This is a genomic window from Pseudosulfitobacter sp. SM2401, from assembly GCF_042932805.1.
Lineage (GTDB): Bacteria > Pseudomonadota > Alphaproteobacteria > Rhodobacterales > Rhodobacteraceae > Ascidiaceihabitans.
On record NZ_CP170633.1, the window covers coordinates 1,820,818 to 1,842,211 of the forward strand.

A 21,394-nucleotide genomic window follows, 5' to 3' on the forward strand; every position below is an offset into this window, starting at 1 on the left:
AAAAAATCTGCAAAACCCTCCGCAATGATTTGTGGATGCAATGGCACATCACGATAGCCGCCAGCCTTAACGCTGCCTGCCTCTGGTGTGATCCTAACGACCCAAGCACCGTCAACTTGCCGAATGTCTTCTTTTCGTAGCTGTGTAATCTCCGAAACCCGCGCACCAGTGAACGCGCAAATGATCGGAACCCAGCGCTTAGCAGAAACCAATTCCGGCTTTTCGCGAACGTATCCGTTTACATCTTCGTTTGGTTCATAGGATCGGGACGCCTTCAAAACCTTCACAGCTTCCGCGTCTGTATAGCCACGTTCACGACTATACACTTTGCGGGGCTTTGGTTGCTTGACTGACAACGCAGGGTTTTCTGGTAATTGATCATTGTCCACGGCCCAAGAAAACAAGGTCCGGACTGCAGACAGGTAAACGTCACTCACGGTTTTTGCCGCTAGTGTTTTCATCAATTCATCGCGCCAATCCAGCACGTTTTTCTTGGTGATCTTACGTGCATCGTCATGTTTCAAAAACTTGCGAAGGCTCTGGACTGCAACGGCCTGACGCTTACCACCATCCTGCATAAATCCGGCCTGTTTGCGGGTTGCGACGTATTCGCTCCAAAGCCGTTTGACACTCAAAGCTTTTTCAGGCTCTTTTAGCGGCTCTGCCTTCACAAGCATTGGCGTGGTAGGCTGGCCGGAATAATCGCCTTCGTCACGCTCTGCGGCCCGCGCCAAGGCTTCTAATTCAGCACTGCACAACGCACGAGCAATCATACGCCATTCATCACTGCCTTTTTGGCAATCAAAGTTCCCTGCCTCGCGAAAGCGTTCCAACTCAAACCCGACAAGCGCCTCTAGTTCGTCGTTATCAGCACGACCAGCAATAGCGTTCCTTAATCGCAACACTAGAACATCATCGATCCCAATCATCGCGTAGCGTGGGTCGTTTCGTAGTTCATCATCAAACGCCAAGCGCCGCGTGTAATGAGCATGTGCCATTTGATCAGGTGCCATTGGATAACGCGGCAGCTCAGAAACATGCCCCGATTTGCGTTCGGCTTCACGAATTTGGATTTGAAGCTGTGCAACTGCGCTAGGTAGCATTTTGAGCGCTTGGCGGTAGTCACCACCTAACGGCGAACGCAATTCCGACTTGCCGATGATTCCACGTAGGTCTTTCGGCACAACCAAACGCGCATGATAGCGCCCAGATCGATTGATTAGGTGTCTAACTTTTCCAACCATGTCGCAGCTCGTTTGTAACCAAAGTTGTAACCTTGAAACGACCTACCGCCCCTGTTTGCAAGGACTATCTTTATTATCAATGGGATAAGGTGGTGGGTCGTGAGAGGCTCGAACTCCCGACATCTTCGGTGTAAACGAAGCGCTCTACCAACTGAGCTAACGACCCGATAACGCGGTGTTTAGACAAACCTCTGGGGCGGCGCAACCCTCAAGTTAAACGTTTTTGTATGCCATCTTTCAGATGATAAACTACACCCTGCCCGCCCGGCATTTCTGCCAGTCCCGGAATCCCCAAACCCAGCACCGTTGCGCGCAACATTCGTGATGTAATGCCGTGCGTTACCAACACGGCTGGTCCGTCCAAATCTGCCAAAAACGACTTGCAGCGGGCTTCGAGTGCGGCAAACCCTTCGCCCCCCGGTGCGCGTTCATAAAGTTCAAGCGCACCGTCCGGCGTGTCTGCGAATTCACCCGGAGCCGCCAAAGTACTGCGAACTTTACCTGACCATTCGCCAACTTCAATTTCGCGCAGACGATCTTCGGTTCGCACAAAAGCCGCGGTCCCCGTCAACGCGATCGCGGCCGTTTCAAACGCGCGTCCCTGCGGACTGGAGAAGGATTGAAACCCATTTAAATCAATTGCCTGCAATATTTCAGCCTGCCGACGTGCTTGTTGTTTGCCCGCCTGCGTTAACGGAGAATTCAAGGCACCTTGCATCCGCCCTTCGGCGTTCCATTCGGTTTCGCCGTGGCGCAAAATATAGAGTTCGGGAAATGTCATCTAGCTCTGATCCATTGGCCGAGAAATCGGCGGTTCTGTCTCAGCTAGAGCAAAAACCGCCCTCTATGCAAGAAGACGGTTTTGAAGTTGGTGTGAAATTTTACCCGAAGCTATTCAGCGGCGCTCGGCAAAGTGTTGGTTCCGCTGGCCTCGGCATTCGCGTCAGACGGCATCGATTGACGAATTTTTGTCACCATAACGCGGCCATTCGGCATTTGTTTAACGCGACGCACTTTTAGTTTGCCCATTGGCTGCAAATTCAACTCGCGACTGTCGCCGATCGCTTCACCCAAGACAGCAAGCGTTGCTTCCACGACAGGTTTGGCGTCTTTCTTTTTGATGCCAGAGCGCTCGACAACCAAATCAATGAGCTCTTTTTTACGCATCATCGGACCGCTGATCACTGGCTCAGGCGCGCCTACCACGACAGGAGTCGCTGCGGTCGGTGATGGGCTGACCGCTGCTGGTTGTGTTGCAGCGGTAGGAGCTTTGGCCGTAGTCGATTTCTTAGCGGTTGCTTTGGTCGCTGTTGTTTTCTTGGCCGTTGTCTTTGGTTTTGTGGTGCTCATCTTTGCCTCGTGGGTCACGCGAGCACTTCGAACGCCCGCTGTTTCTCGATTGGAAACAGTATATTCAACTCTGAAGCAAATATCCAGCGCAGGCTTGACCTTGGCGTTTAAATTACACACGGTCGACGCTGTATTGTAAAAAATCTGGGGAGTAACAATGAAAAATTCACTATATGCAGCGGCCGCACTCATCGCTCTTGGGGCAGCGCCTGCCATGGCAGGATCACTGAGTGACCCGATCGTGACGCCTGTGTTGATCGCGCAAGAAACGACCGCCAGCAGTTCAAGTGCGACCGCGATGGTTGCGATGCTCGCGCTTCTTATGGCAATTCCGGTGCTAGACTGAACTGCAGAAAACACCGTTAAACTGACAAAGGCCGCTCAACCATTTGAGCGGCCTTCTTATTTTCTAAAATCAACGATGCGTCAGTGTGCAGTTGCCGCAGGTTGAACACCTTGGGACGCCGCGGCCGCAGCAGCTGCCGCCTCTTCCGCAGCTTCATCCCATTCGATCGCGTCCGGTACAGAGGTCAGAGCATGCTTGAGTACCTCTGACACATGCGAAACAGGAATAATCTCAAGTCCAGCTTTCACATTGTCCGGAATATCCGGTAAGTCCTTTTCGTTTTCTTCGGGAATCAGAACTGTTTTGATTCCACCCCTTAAGGCAGCTAAAAGTTTCTCTTTAAGGCCCCCGATCGGCATTGCATTGCCACGAAGGGACACTTCGCCGGTCATTGCGATGTCTTTACGCACGGGAATACCCGTCAAAACCGACACAATTGATGTGACCATTGCCAAGCCAGCTGACGGGCCATCTTTTGGAGTGGCACCATCTGGAACGTGCACGTGGATGTCGATTTTGTCGAATTTGGTCGGCTTTACCCCGATTCTCGGGCTGATAGAGCGCACATAAGACGACGCAGCGTCGATGGATTCCTTCATCACATCGCCAAGCTTACCAGTTGTTTTCATTCGCCCCTTACCGGGCAAGTTCAACGCTTCGATCTGCAAAAGCTCTCCACCAACGGAAGTGTATGCCAAACCTGTCACTACACCAATCTGGTCCTCTTTTTCGGCCAAACCATAGCGATATTTTGGAACGCCCAAGAACTCATCAAGGTTGTCGGCAGAAACCGTGACAGATTCCGCTTCCTTTTTGATGATTTTAGTCAACGACTTACGCGCGGTTTTTGCAATTTCACGTTCGAGATTCCGAACCCCTGCTTCGCGCGTGTAGTGACGGATGATCGATGTCAAAGCATCTTCTTGAAGTTCAAATTCGCCTTTTTTCAGGCCGTGGTTTTTAACCTGTTTGGCGACAAGATGCTGTTTTGCGATCTCGCGTTTTTCGTCCTCTGTGTAACCAGCAAGTGGAATGATTTCCATCCGATCAAGCAACGGGCCAGGCATATTGTAGCTGTTGGACGTGGTCAGGAACATCACGTTCGACAGGTCATATTCGACCTCTAAATAGTGATCGACAAACGTACCGTTTTGTTCCGGATCAAGAACCTCAAGCATGGCTGATGCTGGATCGCCACGAAAGTCTTGTCCCATTTTGTCAATTTCATCGAGCAAGATCAGTGGATTAGTCGTTTTCGCCTTTTTCAACGCCTGAATGATCTTACCCGGCATCGAGCCGATGTACGTGCGACGGTGACCACGAATTTCGGATTCATCGCGCACCCCGCCCAATGAAATGCGAATGAATTCGCGTCCCGTTGCCTTGGCAACAGATTTACCTAGCGACGTTTTACCAACACCCGGAGGGCCAACCAAGCACATGATCGGGCCTTTGATCTTGGTCGAACGTTGTTGCACCGCGAGGTATTCCACGATGCGCTCTTTGACCTTGTCTAGACCGTAGTGATCGTCATCGAGGATCTTTTCAGCGCGGCTCAGGTCTTTTTTCACACGGGATTTCACGCCCCATGGAACGCCTAAAATCCAATCTAAATAATTACGCACCACTGTCGCTTCGGCGGACATTGGCGACATATTCTTCAGTTTTTTGACTTCAGCGTCGACTTTTTCGCGCGCTTCTTTGCTCAGCTTGGTCTCGGCGATCTTTGATTCGAGCTCTTCGATCTCGTTTTTGCCGTCTTCGCCGTCGCCCAATTCTTGTTGGATCGCCTTCATCTGTTCGTTCAGATAGTATTCGCGTTGCGTGCGTTCCATCTGGGTTTTGACGCGGGTTTTGATCTTTTTCTCGACTTGCAAAACGGACATTTCGCCCTGCATCAGACCATAGACCTTTTCCAGACGTTCCGAGATCGATAATGTTTCAAGCAGGTCCTGCTTTTGTTCAACTTCGATGCCCAAGTGGCCGGCCACGAGGTCGGCCAGTTTTGCAGGCTCAGTCGATTCACCAACAGCGGCAAGCGCCTCTTCGGGGATGTTTTTCTTGACCTTGGCGTAGCGTTCAAATTCGTCGCCAACCGTGCGCAACAGCGCCTCTGTCGTGGCAACGTCACCCGGCATTTCGGTCAGGTATTCGGCGCGCGCCTCGAAAAAGCTATCGTTTTCAAGGTATTCTGTGATGCGCACACGTGCTTGACCTTCGACCAAGACCTTGACCGTGCCATCAGGTAGCTTGAGCAATTGCAGCACATTGGCCAGCACGCCCGCCTTGTAAATGCCGTCGCTTTCAGGGTCATCTTCGGACGGATCCATCTGGCTCGACAACAGGATTTGTTTGTCGTCTGCCATCACTTCTTCTAGCGCACGCACCGATTTATCACGGCCGACGAACAGCGGGACAATCATGTGCGGGAAGACCACGATATCGCGCAATGGCAATACGGGGTATGATGCGTTCAATGGCTCTTGCATGCTCTTTTCCTTAGTTTGGCAAGACAGCGCGGTCCCTTATTAGGCAACTCTCAGCTGTCTCCTTCTCGGAGTTAACAGATTGTTATCTTGCCTGCCTGTTTCAAGGGTTAGAATGGCCTTCTGGCGCGGTGGGTGCAATGCTGTCTGCCCCAATTGCCCTGATTAATTACAGAAAACTCTTAAGATTGTTTATGCGTCTTCGAAGTTCGCGTAAAAAATGGTCCTGCGACTTCGACCAAAGCGGCGGAAACGATCAATCCGGTGCCCAATGCTTCGCGCAGGCCAAAGGTTTCATCGGTCAGTACCGCGGCCGATATGACCGCCACGACGACTTCGCTCATGAGCAGCACCCCAACCCGTCCCGGCGTTAGATATGCGCAGGGCCAGATCGTCAGGAAGAACATTGGCAGGGTCAAAATGCCGATGACCAAAATCAAAACCCAAGCCGCCTGAATGTCGCTAATTTCGGGTGTTTTGCCCATGATATCGCCGCCCAGCGCCAGCATTAGCGCCGTGACGACCAATCCGCCCACGATAAAGGCGATCATTTGATCGATCGGTGCCACCCGTTGCAATCGGTACAATTGCAGACTGCCGAGCGACCACGCGATGCCCGACAACAGCGCCATCCAATCGCCGATGCCTTGGGGGCGTGGGAACGCGCCGTTTGGTGACAGCACCACGATCAAACCTCCAAGCCCCATGACCAAGGCCAAAACGCGGAACCACGTCAGCCGTTCACCCAAGAACACCAACCCCAGCAGCGTGCCCCAAACGGGTGCGAGGTAGAACAAAAGGATCACGCGGATCACATCGGTGAAATAGATGCTGGTGGCATACAGGCTGAGGGCCGTGCCGGTCAGTGCGCCACAAATCAGCAGGGCTAGCCCCCCTGCCCACAGGCTGCGCGCCCGCATCACGATCACCGGCAACATGATCAGCGCGCTGACGGCATAGATCGAAAACCCGGACCACGCGGCTTGAAACCCCGCCTCGCCCAGCATCCGCAGCGGGATCCAGAACAAACCCCAGATCACGCCGCCGATCACCAGCCACAAAGATGGGGCCAAAGTGCTTTTCACAGGATTGTGCGTTTCATAAGGGTTCTATGTCGCCCTGCGCGCGCCCTGAATGGAAATCAGACTGCCACTGCGTGAACGTGCCAGCGGCGATTGCGTGGCGCATGCCGTCCATAATGTCCTGAAAGTACTGCAGGTTATGCCAGGTCAGCAACATCCCCGAGATCATCTCGTTGCTGCGAAACACGTGATGCAGATAGGCGCGGCTGTAGTTCGAACAGGCCGGACAGCTGCAATTTTCATCCAGAGGGCGCGGATCATCCGCGTGGCGCGCATTCTTGATGTTGACCACACCGGCGCGCGTGAACACCTGCCCCGTGCGCCCTGAACGCGACGGCAGCACGCAGTCCATCATGTCGATGCCACGGGCCACAGCGCCCACAATATCGTCGGGTTTGCCAACACCCATCAAGTAGCGCGGTTTATCGACAGGAAGCTGATCGGGCGCGTAATCGAGGCAATCGAACATCGCCTGTTGCCCCTCGCCCACAGCCAGACCGCCCACCGCGTAACCGTCAAATCCGATGTTCTTCAGCGCCTCGGCTGATTCCTCGCGAAAATCCTGCTCAAGCCCGCCTTGTTGGATGCCGAACAGCGCATGACCGGGGCGATCCCCGAACGCATCCTTTGAGCGTTCAGCCCAGCGCATCGACAAACGCATGCTTTCGGCGATGCGATCACGATCCGCTGGCAGCGCGGGGCATTCGTCAAAACACATGACAATGTCAGAGCCGAGCAGCTTTTGGATGTCCATCGACCGCTCTGGCGTGATCTCGTGCTTGGATCCGTCGATGTGGGATTTGAACGTCACACCTTTTTCGGTCAGCTTGCGCAGGCTGGCAAGGCTCATCACTTGGAACCCACCACTGTCCGTCAGGATTGGGCGATCCCAGTTCATGAACTTGTGCAAGCCCCCCAAACGGTCGATCCGTTCAGCCGTCGGGCGCAGCATCAGGTGATAGGTGTTGCCCAGCAAAATGTCGGCCCCTGTGGCGCGCACGCTTTCGGGCATCATCGCTTTGACGGTGGCGGCCGTGCCCACAGGCATGAACGCAGGCGTGCGGATATCGCCACGCGGCGTTTTGATCACGCCGGTGCGGGCTTTGCCATCAGTGGCGTGTACTTCATAACTAATTTTGGTCATGCCCTCCTGTGGCGCAAAACGCGTCTTGGGCCAAGCCCTGTTGCACGTCTATCGCTTGAAATTTCGCCAAAAATCCCCATATATAGCGGCAATAGTACATTTAAGGATACATATATGCCGTTCGAAGACCTGATACTGGACCTGTTGCAACAAAACGTAATCTACATCCTGCTGGCTTTGCTGTTCATCGTGCTGGTGTTCAAATCGGTCCGCATCGTGTCACAGTCAGAACAGCATGTGATTGAACGCTTTGGGCGGCTGCATTCGGTGCTTGGGCCTGGGATCAACATGATCGTGCCGTTCCTTGATCGGGTGGCGCATAAAATTTCTATTCTGGAACGTCAGCTGCCAACCGCATCCCAAGACGCGATCACGCGTGATAACGTGTTGGTGCAGGTGGACACGTCGGTGTTCTACCGCATTATCGAGCCGGAAAAGACAGTCTACCGTATTCGCGACGTCGACAGCGCCATTTCGACCACCGTTGCAGGTATTGTCCGTGCCGAACTGGGTAAAATGGATCTGGACGAGGTGCAGGCCAACCGGTCTTCCTTGATCGAGACGATCCAAACACATGTGGAAAGCGCTGTTGATGATTGGGGCATCGAGGTGACGCGCGCCGAAATTCTGGACGTGAACCTGGACCAAGCCACCCGCAACGCCATGATGCAGCAACTGAATGCCGAACGTGCGCGTCGTGCGCAAGTGACCGAGGCCGAAGGGTCCAAACGTGCGGTCGAACTGTCTGCCGACGCTGAACTGTATGCGTCCGAGCAAACCGCCAAGGCGCGTCGGGTTCTGGCCGATGCCGAGGCCTATGCCACCCAAGTGGTTGCCACCGCGATCAACGAAAACGGGCTGGAAGCGGCGCAGTACCAGATTGCCCTAAAGCAGGTCGAATCCATCAACAAAATGGGTGCTGGCGCTGGCAGTTCCACAATTCTGATCCCCGCCCAAGCGCTTGAAGCCTTTGGCGATGCGTTCAAACTGTTGAAGGGCAAAGGCTGATGGACATGCTGGTTTCGATCTGGTGGGTCTGGCTTGCCACGGCCTTGGGGTTGGCGGTGCTCGAGGTGCTGTTGCCCGGCTTTATCTTTCTGGGCTTTGCCATCGGCGCTGTGATCATGACAGGTATCATTGCCCTGTTCCCCACCGCCATGACCGCCCCCGTGGCCATCGCCGTGTTCACAGGGTTATCTTTGGTGTCTTGGATCGTCTTGCGGGTGATGTTTCGCAAGCAAAGCAGTGGCGCACGCCGCGTGATGCACGACATCAACGACTGAACTTGAACCAACACACGTATCGCGGCACAGTGCTGATGCAGATCAAAAGGGTGCCGCGATGAACCAGATGCAATCTTGTCCGCTTGTTGATGCCACAGACGCAGATGGCGTGCGCACATTGACCTTGGGGGCCGCCCCCGCGCATCCCTTGTCGCTGGCGATGATCCAAAGCATTCACGCACACCTGCACGATGCCGCGGGTGATCCTGACGTGAACGTCGTGATCCTGTCCGCCCCCGGCCACATCTTTTGCGCAGGCCACGACCTGAAAGAAATCAACCGCCACCGCGCCGCGGATGACCACGGCGAGGCGTTCTTGCATGAACTGTTCGACGCCTGCGCACAGATGATGCAAACCCTCGCTACCTTTGCGAAACCGACAATCGCTGTGGTTGACGGCATCGCCACGGCTGCTGGCCTGCAAATGATGGCGTCCTGTGATCTGGCCTTTGCCAGCCCGCGCGCGCAATTCTGCCTGCCGGGTGTGAACAACGGCGGGTTCTGCACCACGCCTGCCGTTGGTGTCTCGCGCAGCATCGGGCACAAACACCTGATGGAATTGCTGCTGTCGGGCGAAAATAAATCGGCAGATTGGGCGTTGAATGCAGGACTGATCAACGAAGTGATCGCCTCTGATACCTTGTACGAACACGCGCACGGTTTCGCGACCAAGCTTGCCACCCGCAACGCAGGGCCGATCAGCGCCGGCAAAGCCGCCCTACACGCGCATCGCGACCTGCCGCTGGACCAAGCCTACGCGCTCGCCACCCCCGTCATGGTCAGTCACTTTATGGACAAAGGTCGCCTTGCCGCTGAAAAAACCAGCAAGTTCAAAGGTTAACGCCGTTCCTGTTGTGAGGATGCCCAACCCCTGCTAGCCTGAGCGTTCACAGGGGGGAACGACATCACATGGAAAATCTGAATTTCGGCTGGGAAGAATGGATCGCATTGCCCGGCCTGGGGCTTCCTGCGTTAAAGGCTAAAATCGACACCGGCGCGCGCACGTCCGCGTTGCATGCCCATGACATCGAAGTGTTCGGGCCTGCGGCAAAACCCAAAGTGCGGTTTTTGGTGCATCCCATCGCGGGCAACGACCGCGTCACGATCACCTGCTCTGCCGATATTGTGGACCGGCGCGAGGTGACCTCGTCCAATGGCGAATCCGAATTGCGCTACGTGATCGAAGTCGATTTACACGTGGCAGGTCAAAGCTGGCCCATCGAGGTGACGCTGACCAACCGTGCCGGCATGAACAGCCGCATGTTGCTGGGGCGCCAAGCCTTGCAAGACCACATTTCAATCACGGCCTCAGAAAAGCGGCTGCAACCGGACCTGAGCTATGATGTGTACCATTCCGCCGATATGCGTCGCAGTGCCCCCAAACGCGCCTTGCGGATTGCGGTGCTAAGCCGCGAGGCGAACTATTCCACACAGCGTCTGGTCGATGTGGGCGAAGCGCGCGGTCACGTGGTCGAGGTCATCGACACCACCCGCTGCTACATGGCGATCAACGCGATGTCGCCCGAAGTGCACTACGACGGCAAACGCCTGCCCCGCTTTGATGCGGTTGTGCCGCGTATCGGGGCCTCGATCACGCCCTACGGCTGCGCGGTGATCCGGCAGTTCGAAACCATCGGCACCTATTGTGTGAACGGCTCGGCCGGGATCACCGCGTCGCGCGACAAATTACACGCGCATCAGGTTTTAGCCTCTAAACAGATCGGCATGCCGACCACCGCCTTTGCCGCATCCCCCAAAGACACCACCAACCTGATGGGTTTGGTCGGCACAGCGCCCATGATTGTGAAACTGCTGGAATCCACCCAAGGCAAAGGCGTTGTTTTGGCCGAAACCAAAAAGGCCGCCGAGTCTGTCATCGACGCATTCCGTGGCTTGCGCGCCAACTTTTTGGTGCAGGATTTTGTGAAAGAGGCTGCGGGCGAAGACATCCGTTGCTTGGTCGTCGGTGGCAAAGTCGTGGCGGCGATGAAACGCACAGGGGCTGACGGCGATTTCCGATCCAATCTGCACCGCGGCGGATCTGCCAAAGTTGTGCGCATTTCAAAAGAAGAACGCGAGACAGCGTTAAAAGCCGCCCGCGCATTCAATCTGGGCAAGGCCGGCGTTGATCTGCTGCGCTCTGAAACCGGCCCCAAAGTGTTAGAGGTCAATTCATCCCCCGGATTTGAGGGCATCGAAAAGGCATCTGGCAAGGACATTGTCGGCCTGATCTATGACATGATCGAAGAACGCGTGCGCCCGCAACCCGCACGAAAGCGTAAGGTGTAACGCGCCGCCACTGGACGGGGGCCAACGCAAACCCTATATAAACACTCAGGAAACGCCAAAAGACGAATAGACCGGAGCCACAATGTCCAACGAAATGCTAGAAGGCGCACCTTTGATTGTGCCATCAACCACTGATCACCCGATGTATGACGCCGTGGTCGAGGCGTGCCGCTCGGTCTATGACCCTGAAATTCCAGTGAATATTTACGAGCTGGGCCTGATCTACACCATCGACATTAACGCCGACAACGAAGTCAAAGTTCTGATGTCGCTGACCGCACCCGGATGCCCTGTTGCGGGTGAAATGCCCGGTTGGGTCGCTGATGCAGTTGAACCCATTGCCGGCATCAAACAGGTCGATGTGGAATTGGTCTGGGAACCACCGTGGGGCATGGAAATGATGTCCGACGAGGCCCGCCTCGAGCTGGGCTTTATGTAAGCGCGCTGCTTGTGATGCGTATGCAGTGCACCTAACTTAGGATCAAAGGAGCCGATCCATGTTTTCCATTCCCGGTAAAAATGCCGTGTCCATCACGCCAAAAGCGGCCTCGCAAATTGCCAAACTTATGGCGTCTGGCGGGCACAATGGCTTGCGCATCGGCGTCAAAAAAGGCGGCTGTGCGGGCATGGAATACACGATGGATTACGTGGCTGAACGCGATCCCAACGACGAAGTGGTGGAACAAGACGGCGCGCGCGTGTTGATCGCGCCGATGGCGCAGATGTTCCTGTTTGGCACCGAAATTGATTATGAAACCTCGCTGCTGGAATCTGGCTTCAAGTTCAAAAATCCCAACGTGACCGAAGCCTGTGGCTGCGGTGAATCGATCAAGTTCGACGGCATGTAATGGCACTGAGCGACGAAGAAATCGGTTTTGTCACTGACCTCTTCTCGGATTTGGGACCTCTCACAACACGAAAAATGTTCGGCGGTTTGGGTATTTACCTGGACGGCTCGATCTTTGCGTTAATGCGCAGCGACGGGGCGCTTTTGCTAAAGGGCGCGGGCGACATGATCGACATCTACGAGGCCGAAGGCTGGATTCGCTGGACGTATCAGCGCAAGAATGGCGCGCAATCCGCAATGCCCTATTGGGAAATACCGGACGAGCTGCGTGATGACGCATCTGCCGCCTGTGACTGGGCACGAAGCGCAATCGCCCACCTATAAACCGCGCAATTCATTGCCCGCCCTGCCGCCAAGTGTTACCACGTTGAAAATTCAAAAAACGGGGATCAGCAATGCGGCGTAAACTGGCAGCAGGCAACTGGAAAATGAACGGCTCGAGCGCAGCTTTGGCGGAATTGTCGGCACTCGCAGCGCCTGCAGATTGCACTGTCGTCATTTGCCCGCCTGCCCCACTTTTGTTCCGCGCAGCAGAAATCGGTGCTGAAAACAGCCTGCATATCGGAGCCCAAGATTGCCACCACGAGAACGGCGGCGCATTCACCGGTGACGTGTCGGCCCCGATGATTGCAGATGCTGGTGCCAGCTACGTCATCGTCGGCCATTCCGAGCGGCGCGAAGCCTGCAATGAACGCAACCGCGATGTGCGCGCCAAGGCCAAAGCCACTTGGGCCGCAGGGCTCACTGCGATCCTGTGCATCGGCGAAAGCCTTGAGGATCGCGAGGCCGACAACACGCTGGATATCATCGCTGGGCAATTGTCAGGCTCTGTTCCCAACGGCGCAACCGCAGACAATCTGGTCGTCGCCTACGAACCGATCTGGGCCATTGGCACCGGCAAAGTCCCGACGCTGGATCAAATCAAAGAGGTCCATGATTTTATCCGCGCCGAACTCACCGAACGTTTTGGCGCAACGGTCGCAAACGACATTTCCCTGCTGTACGGCGGTTCCGTAAAACCGGGCAACGCTGCCGAAATTTTTCAGGCAGAAAACGTCGACGGCGCATTGGTCGGCGGCGCCAGCCTCAAAGCCGACGACTTCAATCCAATCATCGCAGCCCTCGCCGCATCCTAAGCCTGTCTTGATCCAAAATACTCCGGAGCGCGAGGCAGCGCCTCGCACCCCAGCTATCCTAATTCGTAATGATCTCAGGCCCCATCACCGCGTTCGGAATGAACGTCGAGATGATTGGAATGTAGGTCACCATGATCAGGAACACGAACAGCACGGCCAAGAACGGCAAGGCTGCGCGCACGACTGACATCATTGGCATGCCCGCCACACCGGACGTCACGAACAGGTTCAAGCCAACCGGCGGCGTGATCATCCCGATCTCCATGTTGACGACCATGATGATGCCCAAGTGGATCGGATCAATGCCCAGTTCAATCGCAATCGGGAAAACCAAGGGTGCCACGATCACCAACAAACCCGACGGTTCCATGAATTGCCCGCCAATCAGCAAAATCACGTTAACGAGGATCAAAAACACTACAGGGCCAAAGCCAGCGCTCAGCATCGCCTCGGCAATGTGCTGCGGGATTTGTTCATCTGTCAGCACGTGTTTCAGGATCAGCGCGTTGGCAATGATGAACATCAACGTGACCGTCAGCTTGCCCGCCTCAAACAACGCATCGCGCACGTCACGGTGAAAAAACGCCGTGATGATCGCATGCGGTTTTTGCAGCAGGGTCAGGTTTTTCTCACCCTCGGGGCGGCTCAGCGGGCCCATGTCACGGTAGACAAACACCGCGACGAGGAATGCGTAGACCGACGCCACAGCAGCCGCTTCGGTCGGCGTGAACAGCGCCTTGGTCAGGCCCGGAATGCCGTAAATTCCGACCATGATGATCACGATCAGCATCAGCCCCCAGAACGCGTCGCCAAAGCTGCGTAGCACTTCGCCCCATCCTTGCCATTGGCCTGCGGGCATATTTTTGATGCGCGCCATGATGTAGATGGTGATCATCAGCATCGTGCCGGCCATCAGGCCCGGAATGATCCCTGCCAAAAACATCCGTCCCACAGACACGTCCGTGGCAGAAGCGTAGACCACCATCACGATGCTCGGCGGAATCAAAATGCCAAGCGTGCCTGCGTTCGCAATCACCCCTGCGGCGAATTCTTTGGTGTAGCCCGCCTGCGTCATTGCGGCGATCACGATGGATCCGATGGCAACCACAGTGGCAGGCGAAGAGCCCGACAAGGCTGCAAAGATCATGCACGCAAACACGCCCGCAATCGCCAAACCGCCGCGAAAATGCCCGACGCAGGCGATGGAAAACCGGATGATCCGTTTCGCCACACCACCTGTCGACATGAACGTCGAGGCCAGAATGAAAAACGGGATTGCCAGCAGCGTGTAGTGACCGGCCATCGCCTGAAACAACGTCTGCGCGATAGACGCCAGCGACGTGTCGCTCAGCACCAGCAAAAAGATAATCGATGACATGCCAAGCGAGACCGCGATCGGCACACCGATCAGCATCATGGTGACAACCATGGCGAAAAGAACTGCGACTTCCATAGCTTATGACCCTTGGTTCATGTGTTTGACGGCTTCGACATCGTCTTCGGCCTCGTGGCTGACGATCAGGCTTGTGGCCTCGTCTTTGACCAAACGCACGGTGGCTTGGATAAAGCGGAACAACAGCAAGCCGATGCCAATGGGCAGGATCGCGTAGGGAATAAAGCGTGGAATTTTCTCGTATTCTTCGCCCTCATTCATGATCGGTTCGATCCAGCGCAGCCATTCTGGCAGCGGAATATCGATGACCTCGTACCAGCCGCGATAAGACGAGCGTTTCATTTCCTCAAACCCCGTCGGGAACCAGCGCCCCGTGGTCTGTGGCAGGTTGGCAAAGTTCGCCCAGTAGTCCCACGCGCCTTTTAGAACCAAGCTTGCGTAGACAAGGCAAACAGCGGCGGCAATCAATGCCAACAGTTTGCGGGTGGGTGGTGAAAACAGGTTGATGACGGCGTCGACACCCAAATGGGCCGTGACTTTGACAGCGTAGGACACTCCAAAAAGCACCAACCACGCGAACAGGAAGGTCACCATTTCAAGACCCCAGATCAGGCCAGTGCCAAAGCCGTAGCGCAACACGACATTCGCAAAGGTGATGATGGTCATAGCGCCCAGCAACAGCGCGATCACGGTCTCTTCGAACTCGTGTACAAAGCGCGCCAGCGCCGTTTTGGGTTCATAGCGTTGTGCCACGGACCTGCCCTCCCCGATAAATCTTGGTGTATTTGCAAACTGCGCCCGACCAGTTTGCAAACCGGTCGGGCACGATAACTTTGGCGATTAGTGCTTGGCGTTGATCGCTTGGGCTGCGTCGATGTTTTCTTGGCCAACGTCGCCAACAAACTCTTCCCAAACAGGTTTCATCGTGGACACCCAAACTTCGCGTTGCTCAGCTGTTAGCGTGCGCACAGTGCCGCCCGCATCGATGATCGCTTGCTTGTTGGACGCGTTCACAGAAGACGATTCACCGTTACGCGCGGCTGTGACTTCTTCGATGATGGTGGCCAACTGGTCACGGACATCGTCTGGCAGGCTGTCCCAGAAATCAGTCGAGGTCACCAGCAAATAGTCGATGATGCCGTGATCGGTTTCGGTCACACCGTCTTGAACTTCAAAGAACTTTTTGCCGTAGATGTTGGACCAGGTGTTTTCCTGACCATCCACAACGCCGGTTTGCAAAGCACCGTACACTTCGGAAAACGCCATTGGCTGCGGGGATGCACCCATCGCGGCCATTTGCGCCTTTAGCACGTCAGAGTTTTGCACGCGGAACTTCAGACCGTTGGCATCAGATGGCACGTTCAAAGGCACGTTTGCCGACATTTGCTTCATGCCGTTGTGCCAGAACGCAACGCCCAAAAGACCACGACGTGTCATGGATTCTTTCATTGCCTGACCGGTTTCAGAGTTCTGGAACTCGTCTACAGCGTTGATGTTTTTGAACATGAACGGCAAATCAAAGATGCGGAATTGCTTGGTGAACTGTTCGAATTTGGACAGCGACGGAGCCGCCAATTGAACGTCGCCTTGCAGCATCGCCTCAAGCACTTGGTTGTCATTGTACAACGTCGAGTTCGGGAACACTTCGAGGCAAGCTTTGCCGTTCATTTCCTCGTTCACGCGCTTTTCAAGCAAAGTGGCTGCGATGCCTTTTGGGTGCTTGTCGGTGTTGGTAACGTGGCTGAATTTGATGACGATTTCGCCATCATCACAAGCGGCCTGAACGGCACCTGCACTGACGGACATGGTCAGGGCCACAGCAGCGGCGGTAAAGATTTTCATAAGATGTCTCCTCCCAGAGTTTTCAAAATGTCGTGCGCAGCCTCATTGGGCTTGCGTCGAGCATATTTGATAGGATTTGACAGGACGCGGCAACGAATTGTGTCGGTCGTGCGGAAATCGCATTAATATTTATAAATTACAAAGCGTTGAGGAAGTTCCTCGATGTGCTTGCGCAGCACATCATCGCTTTGTGTGCGGGAATCCGCACAGTGAATACCGCGTTTGTGCGGATTTCCACACGCCTTATCGGCGGAAATCTTCTGGCCGAATCCCGTAGCGCGTCAGCTTGTCGTAAAAGGTTTTTCGCGGTAATTTCAGCGCCTCTGCAGCCTCAATTGCGCGCCCGTTGTGACGCCCCAATGCGGCGACCAACAGTGATTTTTCAACCCGCGCGAGCTGCTCTGACAACCCCATTTCGGCAGCTTGGGTCACGTCCTCGGGCATGCCCAACACAAACCGCATGGCGGCACTCATTAAGGATCGCGCGTTTCCGGGCCAATCTTGGGTCATCAGGGCTGCCGCAAATTGCGGTTTAATTTCTGGCGCAGTCAGCCCCGCCTGTTCGCTCGCTAAGGCCACATATTGGCGGAACAACACGGGAATATCCTCCGGCCGTTCGGCCAAAGACGGAATGCGCACCGGCATCACATCGAGACGGTAGAACAAGTCAGCATTCATTTGACCGGCCTGCACAGCCATCTGCAAATCGCCTGTGCTGCCAGCAAAAAGCCGCGTTTGCGCACCGCGTTCCAGCGCCTCAATCAGGGACAATTGCGTGTCAGCGGGCAGTTGCACGATTTCGTCAATGAACAAGCAACCGGTTGCGGCCTCATCGAAGGCGTCGCTCAAAACCGCGGGCGTCATGCCGGACCCGGCACGTTTCACAAACGGCGCTTTTGAGCGCACGGAACTCAGGTGGATCACCTCGGCCACCTTGGAAATACCCGTACCAGGAGCGCCAGTGATCAGCACCTCAGCGTCCAGTTGCGCGACGCGCCGCACGCGGGCGCGCAGGTTGTCTGACAGTTCAGATTGACCGAACAACATCCGCGCAGCAGGGTCGCCGGTTTCGACCAAATGTTTAAGCCTGCGGTTTTCTAAAATCAGCCCACGAGTCTTAAGCGCTTGTTGAAGAACAGCAAGTAAGTCACTGGGTGCACAGGGTTTTTCCAAAAATCCAAACGCGCCTTGCGCCATAGCTTGGACAGCCATGGGAATGTCACCTTCGCCGGTTAACAAGATCACAGGCAGGTCGGGGTCTTGGGCTTTGGCGTAGTCCAAAAGGTGAAAACCATCCCGCCCTGGCATCCGAATATCCGACAAAATGACACCATCAAAATCGGGTGTGATCCGATCCTTGGCCGCAACAAACGAACTGGCTGTGATCGCCTCAAGCTCGGCCAATTCCAGCGTTTGCGCCACAGCGTCGCGGACGGCAGCGTCATCATCAACCAACAAAACCTGGATGCTCACGTGTTATTCCCTTCATCCCAGCGTTCCAGTTGCACGGTGAACATCGCCCCGCTCGGCGTGTTTGCACCGCGAATTTCGCCACCAAAGCTTTGGACGATGCCATAAGAAATCGACAATCCCAACCCCATACCTTCGGACGCGCCGACCTCTTTGGTGGTGTAAAACGGGTCAAAAACCTTGTCGGGCATGTCAATTCCGGGCCCTGTATCACAGATACTGACGACCAGAAGATCACCTTCTTTGATGCTGATTTCAATGGATTTTTCCACGCTTTGATCCATCGCATCCACCGCATTCGATATCAGATTGATAAACACTTGGCTAAGGCGGACTTCTCCGCCGCGCACCCAAATGGGATGATCCGAGCGGGCGTAATTCAAAACGACACCCGCCTGATCCATGCCCGGTTGCATCAGCTCAAGCGCGCTGTCCAGAACTGCCACCAAATCAACCCGCGACAACGGTTCGCTTTCTTGTTTTGCAAACGCGCGCAGGTTTTTGATGATGCGCCCCATGCGTCGTGCCAGATCGGAAATGCGGATCAGGTTTTCGCCCGCACGCTCCGGCTTGCCCCGCTCCATGAATTGCGCGCCGTTTTCCGCAAACGAGCGGATCGCCATCAGCGGTTGGTTCAATTCGTGGCTGATCCCCGCGCTCATCTGCCCCAACGCGCTAAGTTTGCCAGCCTGCACCAAATCAGATTGCGCGCGCGCCAGTGCGGTTTGGGCTTGTTCGCGTTCTTTGGCCTGTGCGCGCAGTTGCGTGTTGGTGTCTTCCAATTCTGCGGTGCGCGCCGCCACGCGCGCCTCTAGCTGGGCGTTCGCCTCGGCCAAAGTGCGGCGTCGTTCTGTGGCCAAAAACAGCAATGCGCCAAACGCGAGGAAAAGGGCTGCCACAGCCGACGCTTGCAGCCGCGCCAAACGACGTGCAGGTCGCACATCCATCAACACTTCGCCGGTAAATCCGATCACCGGCAGTTCGCGTGTGATATGCAGTGCATTTTGCGGCAAATATGGCCCCCACCCAAGTTGCCAAACCTCGAACCGACCTTGAAAGTAACTATCAAAATCAGGAGCTTGCCCAACAGGAGGCACCAAACCCGCCTGCCCCGCAGGTCTGCGCCAAAACACCAGTTCAGAGCGGTTGGAAATGAACACTTCGCCCGCTTGATCCGTGAAAAACACGGCCGGGTTGCCACCGACCCAATCCCATTCGATGCCCGCAATGTTCGCCGCAACAACCACGGCACCGATCACCTTGCTTTGCCCGTCAAACACCGGTGCCGCGTAGTAATATGCGCGCGCAGCAAGCGGTCGACTTAGTCCGTGCGCCCAACCCAACGCGCCCTGCATCGCGCGGCGTACGTATACGGTTTGGCTCAGATCGGCGCCGGCATCGCTGCGTGCCGCCTGAACGACACGCCCTGTTCGATCCACCAACATTACATCTAACGCGGCGGTTTTATCCGCAATATCAAGCAGTAGTGCTTTGACGGATGCCGCATTCTGCCCGCGAATGGCTTGCGTGACTTCGCCGCGATCCGCCGTCAGCACCGATAGTTCGCGGTAGCGTTGCAACTGCCCTGTCAAACGGTCGCTGGCCAAGGCCAGATCGACAGCGCCCTGCCGCGCCAGTTGGGTCAGCGCCTGCACATATCCATAGCGCCAAACGCCGCCTGACACGGCCGCCACCAGCGCCAAAAACGCCAATACGATCACTAATCTGTTGAAAACACCGCGCCCCATGATCGCATCCTATCAAACTGTGCCTTGCAAATACCAGCGCGCATACGCTTTGGTGGTTGCCATGAAAGAGCTGTCAAAATCACCGACCGATCCTGCGTTTGTGCAAGACCCTTATGCATTTTACGACCACGCCCGCACACAGGGGCCCATCGTGTTTTGGAAAGACTACGGGATGCTTGCCGCCTTTGATCATGCCACGGTTCACGCGCTTTTGCGTGATCGCCGGTTGGGGCGCGAGGTTCCGCTCGATCAGCGCAAGCCTGTGCCGGACCACCTGCAAGCCTTTGATGCGGTTGAGAAACATTCGATGCTAGAGAAAGAAGGTGACGGGCACCGGCGTTTGCGTGGCCTTGTTTTGCGCGCCTTTACCTCGCGCCGGATCGCCGCGCTGCATGATGATGTCACTGAAATCTGCGCCGAACTGATCGCGGATTTTCCTGATGCGCCCTTTGATCTGATCCCTGCCTTTTGTACCCAAGTGCCCGTACGCGTGATTGCCCGCCTTTTGGGGGTTCCCGAGGATCGCAGCGCCGATTTACTACGCTGGTCCAACGCAATGGTCGCGATGTATCAATCCAACCGCAGCCGCCAGATCGAAGACGCCGCAGAAATTGCCGCCCGCGAATTCGCGACGTTTTTGCGCACCTACATCGAAACACGACGTGACGATCCGCGTGACGATCTGATCACCCATCTGATTGCCGCAGAAGAGGATGGCACAAAACTGTCCACGGACGAACTGATTGGCACCTGTGTTTTGCTGTTGAATGCGGGACACGAGGCCACCGTGCATTCGCTGGGCAACGCTATCAAAACGTTGGTGGAACACGGAAAAACAGGTGCCTGCCTGGAACCTGGCCGGATCGCAAACATCGTCGAAGAATTGCTACGCTACGATCCGCCCCTGCATATTTTCACCCGCTATGCCTGTGAAGACATTGACGTTTTAGGTCACACTCTCAGAAAAGGGCAACAGATTGCATTGGTGCTTGGGGCAGCGGGGCGTGACCCTGCGCTTTGGCCAAATGCGGATCATTTTGCCCCCAATCACAACGCCAAAGCACATCTGGCCTTTGGCGGCGGTGTGCATTTTTGTGTCGGGGCCCCTTTGGCGCGGCTAGAGCTGCAGATTGCACTGCCAATGCTGTTTGCGGCATTGCCGGATTTGACGTTCCCCGCCCAGCCAACATTCGCAAACAGCTACCATTTTCACAAATTGGAAACTCTGATTGTGACGCCCTAAAGCGGCAGCATCGTTGTCGATTTGATCTGTTCCATCGACAAAAGCGCCGTGACGTTGTGCACCCGCACTTCTGAAATCAGCGCTTGGTAGAACGCGTCGTACGCCCGCGCATTCTGAACGCGCACCTTCAGAATATAGTCGATGTCGCCGGCCAAACGGTGCGCTTCTTGCACTTCGGGGCGGTCTTGCAGGGCCTTCAGAAACTTCGCCTGCCACTCGGCCTCGTGTTCTGACGTGCGGATCAAAACAAAGAAACACGCCTCGAATCCCAGCGCCTCTGCATCCAGATACACCGTCTGCTGACCGATCACCCCGGCCTCGCGCAATTTGCGGATGCGATTCCACACTGGCGTCTTGGAACTGCCCACAGCTTTGGCGATTTCGTCCAAAGATTGGCTGGCATCGCGTTGCAGCTCCGAGAGGATTTTCCGATCTGTTTCGTCAATACGAACGCTCATTCGCCTGTTCCTTTGATTTCTACGATTTCGTTC

21 protein-coding genes, 1 tRNA gene and 1 pseudogene are annotated in these 21,394 nt (G+C 55.5%); 10 read left to right on the plus strand and 13 right to left on the minus strand.

The genetic code is table 11. The features are described from left to right. Positions 1-1,064: 1,064 nt before the first annotated feature. The 4 genes and pseudogenes from ACFIO0_RS08985 to ACFIO0_RS09000 all read right to left on the minus strand — a co-directional run. A pseudogene (locus tag ACFIO0_RS08985) lies at positions 1,065-1,244 on the minus strand (DUF6538 domain-containing protein); the annotation flags it as partial. 90 nt (positions 1,245-1,334) lie between these two features. Then, positions 1,335-1,410: transfer RNA gene (locus ACFIO0_RS08990), tRNA-Val, on the minus strand. 42 nt (positions 1,411-1,452) lie between these two features. Further along, complete coding sequence (locus ACFIO0_RS08995; protein ID WP_390915006.1) at positions 1,453-2,025, minus strand: histidine phosphatase family protein; 573 nt, start codon at positions 2,023-2,025, stop codon at positions 1,453-1,455. A gap of 110 nt (positions 2,026-2,135) precedes the next feature. Next, on the minus strand, positions 2,136-2,714 hold the full coding sequence (locus tag ACFIO0_RS09000; protein ID WP_390915007.1) for an HU family DNA-binding protein: 579 nt from the start codon (positions 2,712-2,714) through the stop codon (positions 2,136-2,138). A gap of 37 nt (positions 2,715-2,751) precedes the next feature. Between ACFIO0_RS09000 and ACFIO0_RS09005 the strand changes: the two genes are divergently transcribed. Next, positions 2,752-2,940, plus strand: a complete 189-nt coding sequence (locus ACFIO0_RS09005) for a hypothetical protein (protein ID WP_390915008.1) — start codon at positions 2,752-2,754, stop codon at positions 2,938-2,940. An 80-nt stretch (positions 2,941-3,020) separates the two neighbouring features. Here ACFIO0_RS09005 and lon read toward each other — a convergent pair whose 3' ends face one another. The 3 genes from lon to tgt form a co-directional block, all read right to left on the minus strand. Continuing rightward, on the minus strand, positions 3,021-5,429 hold the full coding sequence (gene lon, locus ACFIO0_RS09010) for an endopeptidase La (RefSeq protein ID WP_390915009.1): 2,409 nt from the start codon (positions 5,427-5,429) through the stop codon (positions 3,021-3,023). Positions 5,430-5,608: 179 nt separating this feature from the next. Next, the gene (locus ACFIO0_RS09015) at positions 5,609-6,511 is read right to left on the minus strand and encodes an EamA family transporter (RefSeq protein WP_390915010.1); all 903 of its coding nucleotides are present in this window, start codon (positions 6,509-6,511) and stop codon (positions 5,609-5,611) included. A gap of 13 nt (positions 6,512-6,524) precedes the next feature. Further along, positions 6,525-7,652 (minus strand): tRNA guanosine(34) transglycosylase Tgt, encoded by a 1,128-nt coding sequence (tgt, locus tag ACFIO0_RS09020; protein ID WP_390915011.1) that lies wholly within the window; start codon positions 7,650-7,652, stop codon positions 6,525-6,527. Between the two features lie 114 nt (positions 7,653-7,766). On the opposite strand from tgt, the gene ACFIO0_RS09025 reads away from it, so the two are divergent. The 8 genes from ACFIO0_RS09025 (at position 7,767) to tpiA (ending at position 13,207) form a co-directional block, all read left to right on the plus strand. Then, positions 7,767-8,660, plus strand: a complete 894-nt coding sequence (locus ACFIO0_RS09025) for an SPFH domain-containing protein (RefSeq protein ID WP_390915012.1) — start codon at positions 7,767-7,769, stop codon at positions 8,658-8,660. Continuing rightward, entirely contained in the window at positions 8,660-8,935 is a 276-nt protein-coding gene (locus ACFIO0_RS09030) for an NfeD family protein (protein WP_390915013.1), read from the plus strand. Before ACFIO0_RS09025 ends, ACFIO0_RS09030 begins: the two co-directional genes overlap by 1 nt. Before the next feature lie 58 nt (positions 8,936-8,993). Next, positions 8,994-9,776, plus strand: a complete 783-nt coding sequence (locus ACFIO0_RS09035) for an enoyl-CoA hydratase-related protein (protein WP_390915014.1) — start codon at positions 8,994-8,996, stop codon at positions 9,774-9,776. Positions 9,777-9,844: 68 nt separating this feature from the next. Beyond that, the gene (rimK, locus tag ACFIO0_RS09040; RefSeq protein WP_390915015.1) at positions 9,845-11,224 is read left to right on the plus strand and encodes a 30S ribosomal protein S6--L-glutamate ligase; all 1,380 of its coding nucleotides are present in this window, start codon (positions 9,845-9,847) and stop codon (positions 11,222-11,224) included. Between the two features lie 82 nt (positions 11,225-11,306). Beyond that, a complete protein-coding gene (locus ACFIO0_RS09045) occupies positions 11,307-11,663 on the plus strand; it encodes an SUF system Fe-S cluster assembly protein (RefSeq protein ID WP_390915016.1) in 357 nt (118 codons plus the stop codon). Positions 11,664-11,721: 58 nt separating this feature from the next. After that, on the plus strand, positions 11,722-12,072 hold the full coding sequence (locus ACFIO0_RS09050) for an iron-sulfur cluster assembly accessory protein (RefSeq protein ID WP_390915017.1): 351 nt from the start codon (positions 11,722-11,724) through the stop codon (positions 12,070-12,072). Then, a complete protein-coding gene (locus tag ACFIO0_RS09055) occupies positions 12,072-12,395 on the plus strand; it encodes a TfoX/Sxy family protein (RefSeq protein WP_390915018.1) in 324 nt (107 codons plus the stop codon). The genes ACFIO0_RS09050 and ACFIO0_RS09055 overlap by 1 nt, the downstream gene beginning before the upstream one ends. Before the next feature lie 71 nt (positions 12,396-12,466). After that, positions 12,467-13,207 (plus strand): triose-phosphate isomerase, encoded by a 741-nt coding sequence (gene tpiA, locus ACFIO0_RS09060; RefSeq protein WP_390915019.1) that lies wholly within the window; start codon positions 12,467-12,469, stop codon positions 13,205-13,207. A gap of 58 nt (positions 13,208-13,265) precedes the next feature. Here the strand turns inward: tpiA and ACFIO0_RS09065 are convergent, their stop codons facing one another. The 5 genes from ACFIO0_RS09065 to ACFIO0_RS09085 form a co-directional block, all read right to left on the minus strand. Continuing rightward, positions 13,266-14,660, minus strand: coding sequence for a TRAP transporter large permease subunit (locus ACFIO0_RS09065; RefSeq protein WP_390915020.1), 1,395 nt, complete (start codon positions 14,658-14,660; stop codon positions 13,266-13,268). Between the two features lie 3 nt (positions 14,661-14,663). Beyond that, on the minus strand, positions 14,664-15,353 hold the full coding sequence (locus tag ACFIO0_RS09070; protein ID WP_390915021.1) for a TRAP transporter small permease subunit: 690 nt from the start codon (positions 15,351-15,353) through the stop codon (positions 14,664-14,666). A gap of 87 nt (positions 15,354-15,440) precedes the next feature. Continuing rightward, positions 15,441-16,442: a DctP family TRAP transporter solute-binding subunit gene (locus tag ACFIO0_RS09075; protein WP_390915022.1), complete on the minus strand. Its 1,002-nt coding sequence runs from the start codon at positions 16,440-16,442 to the stop codon at positions 15,441-15,443. A 243-nt stretch (positions 16,443-16,685) separates the two neighbouring features. Further along, positions 16,686-17,915, minus strand: coding sequence for a response regulator (locus ACFIO0_RS09080; protein ID WP_390915023.1), 1,230 nt, complete (start codon positions 17,913-17,915; stop codon positions 16,686-16,688). Further along, on the minus strand, positions 17,912-19,660 hold the full coding sequence (locus tag ACFIO0_RS09085) for an ATP-binding protein (RefSeq protein WP_390915024.1): 1,749 nt from the start codon (positions 19,658-19,660) through the stop codon (positions 17,912-17,914). The genes ACFIO0_RS09080 and ACFIO0_RS09085 overlap by 4 nt, the downstream gene beginning before the upstream one ends. Positions 19,661-19,721: 61 nt before the next feature. On the opposite strand from ACFIO0_RS09085, the gene ACFIO0_RS09090 reads away from it, so the two are divergent. Then, positions 19,722-20,903, plus strand: coding sequence for a cytochrome P450 (locus ACFIO0_RS09090; RefSeq protein ID WP_390915308.1), 1,182 nt, complete (start codon positions 19,722-19,724; stop codon positions 20,901-20,903). Here ACFIO0_RS09090 and ACFIO0_RS09095 read toward each other — a convergent pair. After that, positions 20,900-21,361: an Lrp/AsnC ligand binding domain-containing protein gene (locus tag ACFIO0_RS09095; RefSeq protein WP_390915025.1), complete on the minus strand. Its 462-nt coding sequence runs from the start codon at positions 21,359-21,361 to the stop codon at positions 20,900-20,902. The genes ACFIO0_RS09090 and ACFIO0_RS09095 overlap by 4 nt on opposite strands. Between the last annotated feature and the right edge of the window lie 33 nt (positions 21,362-21,394).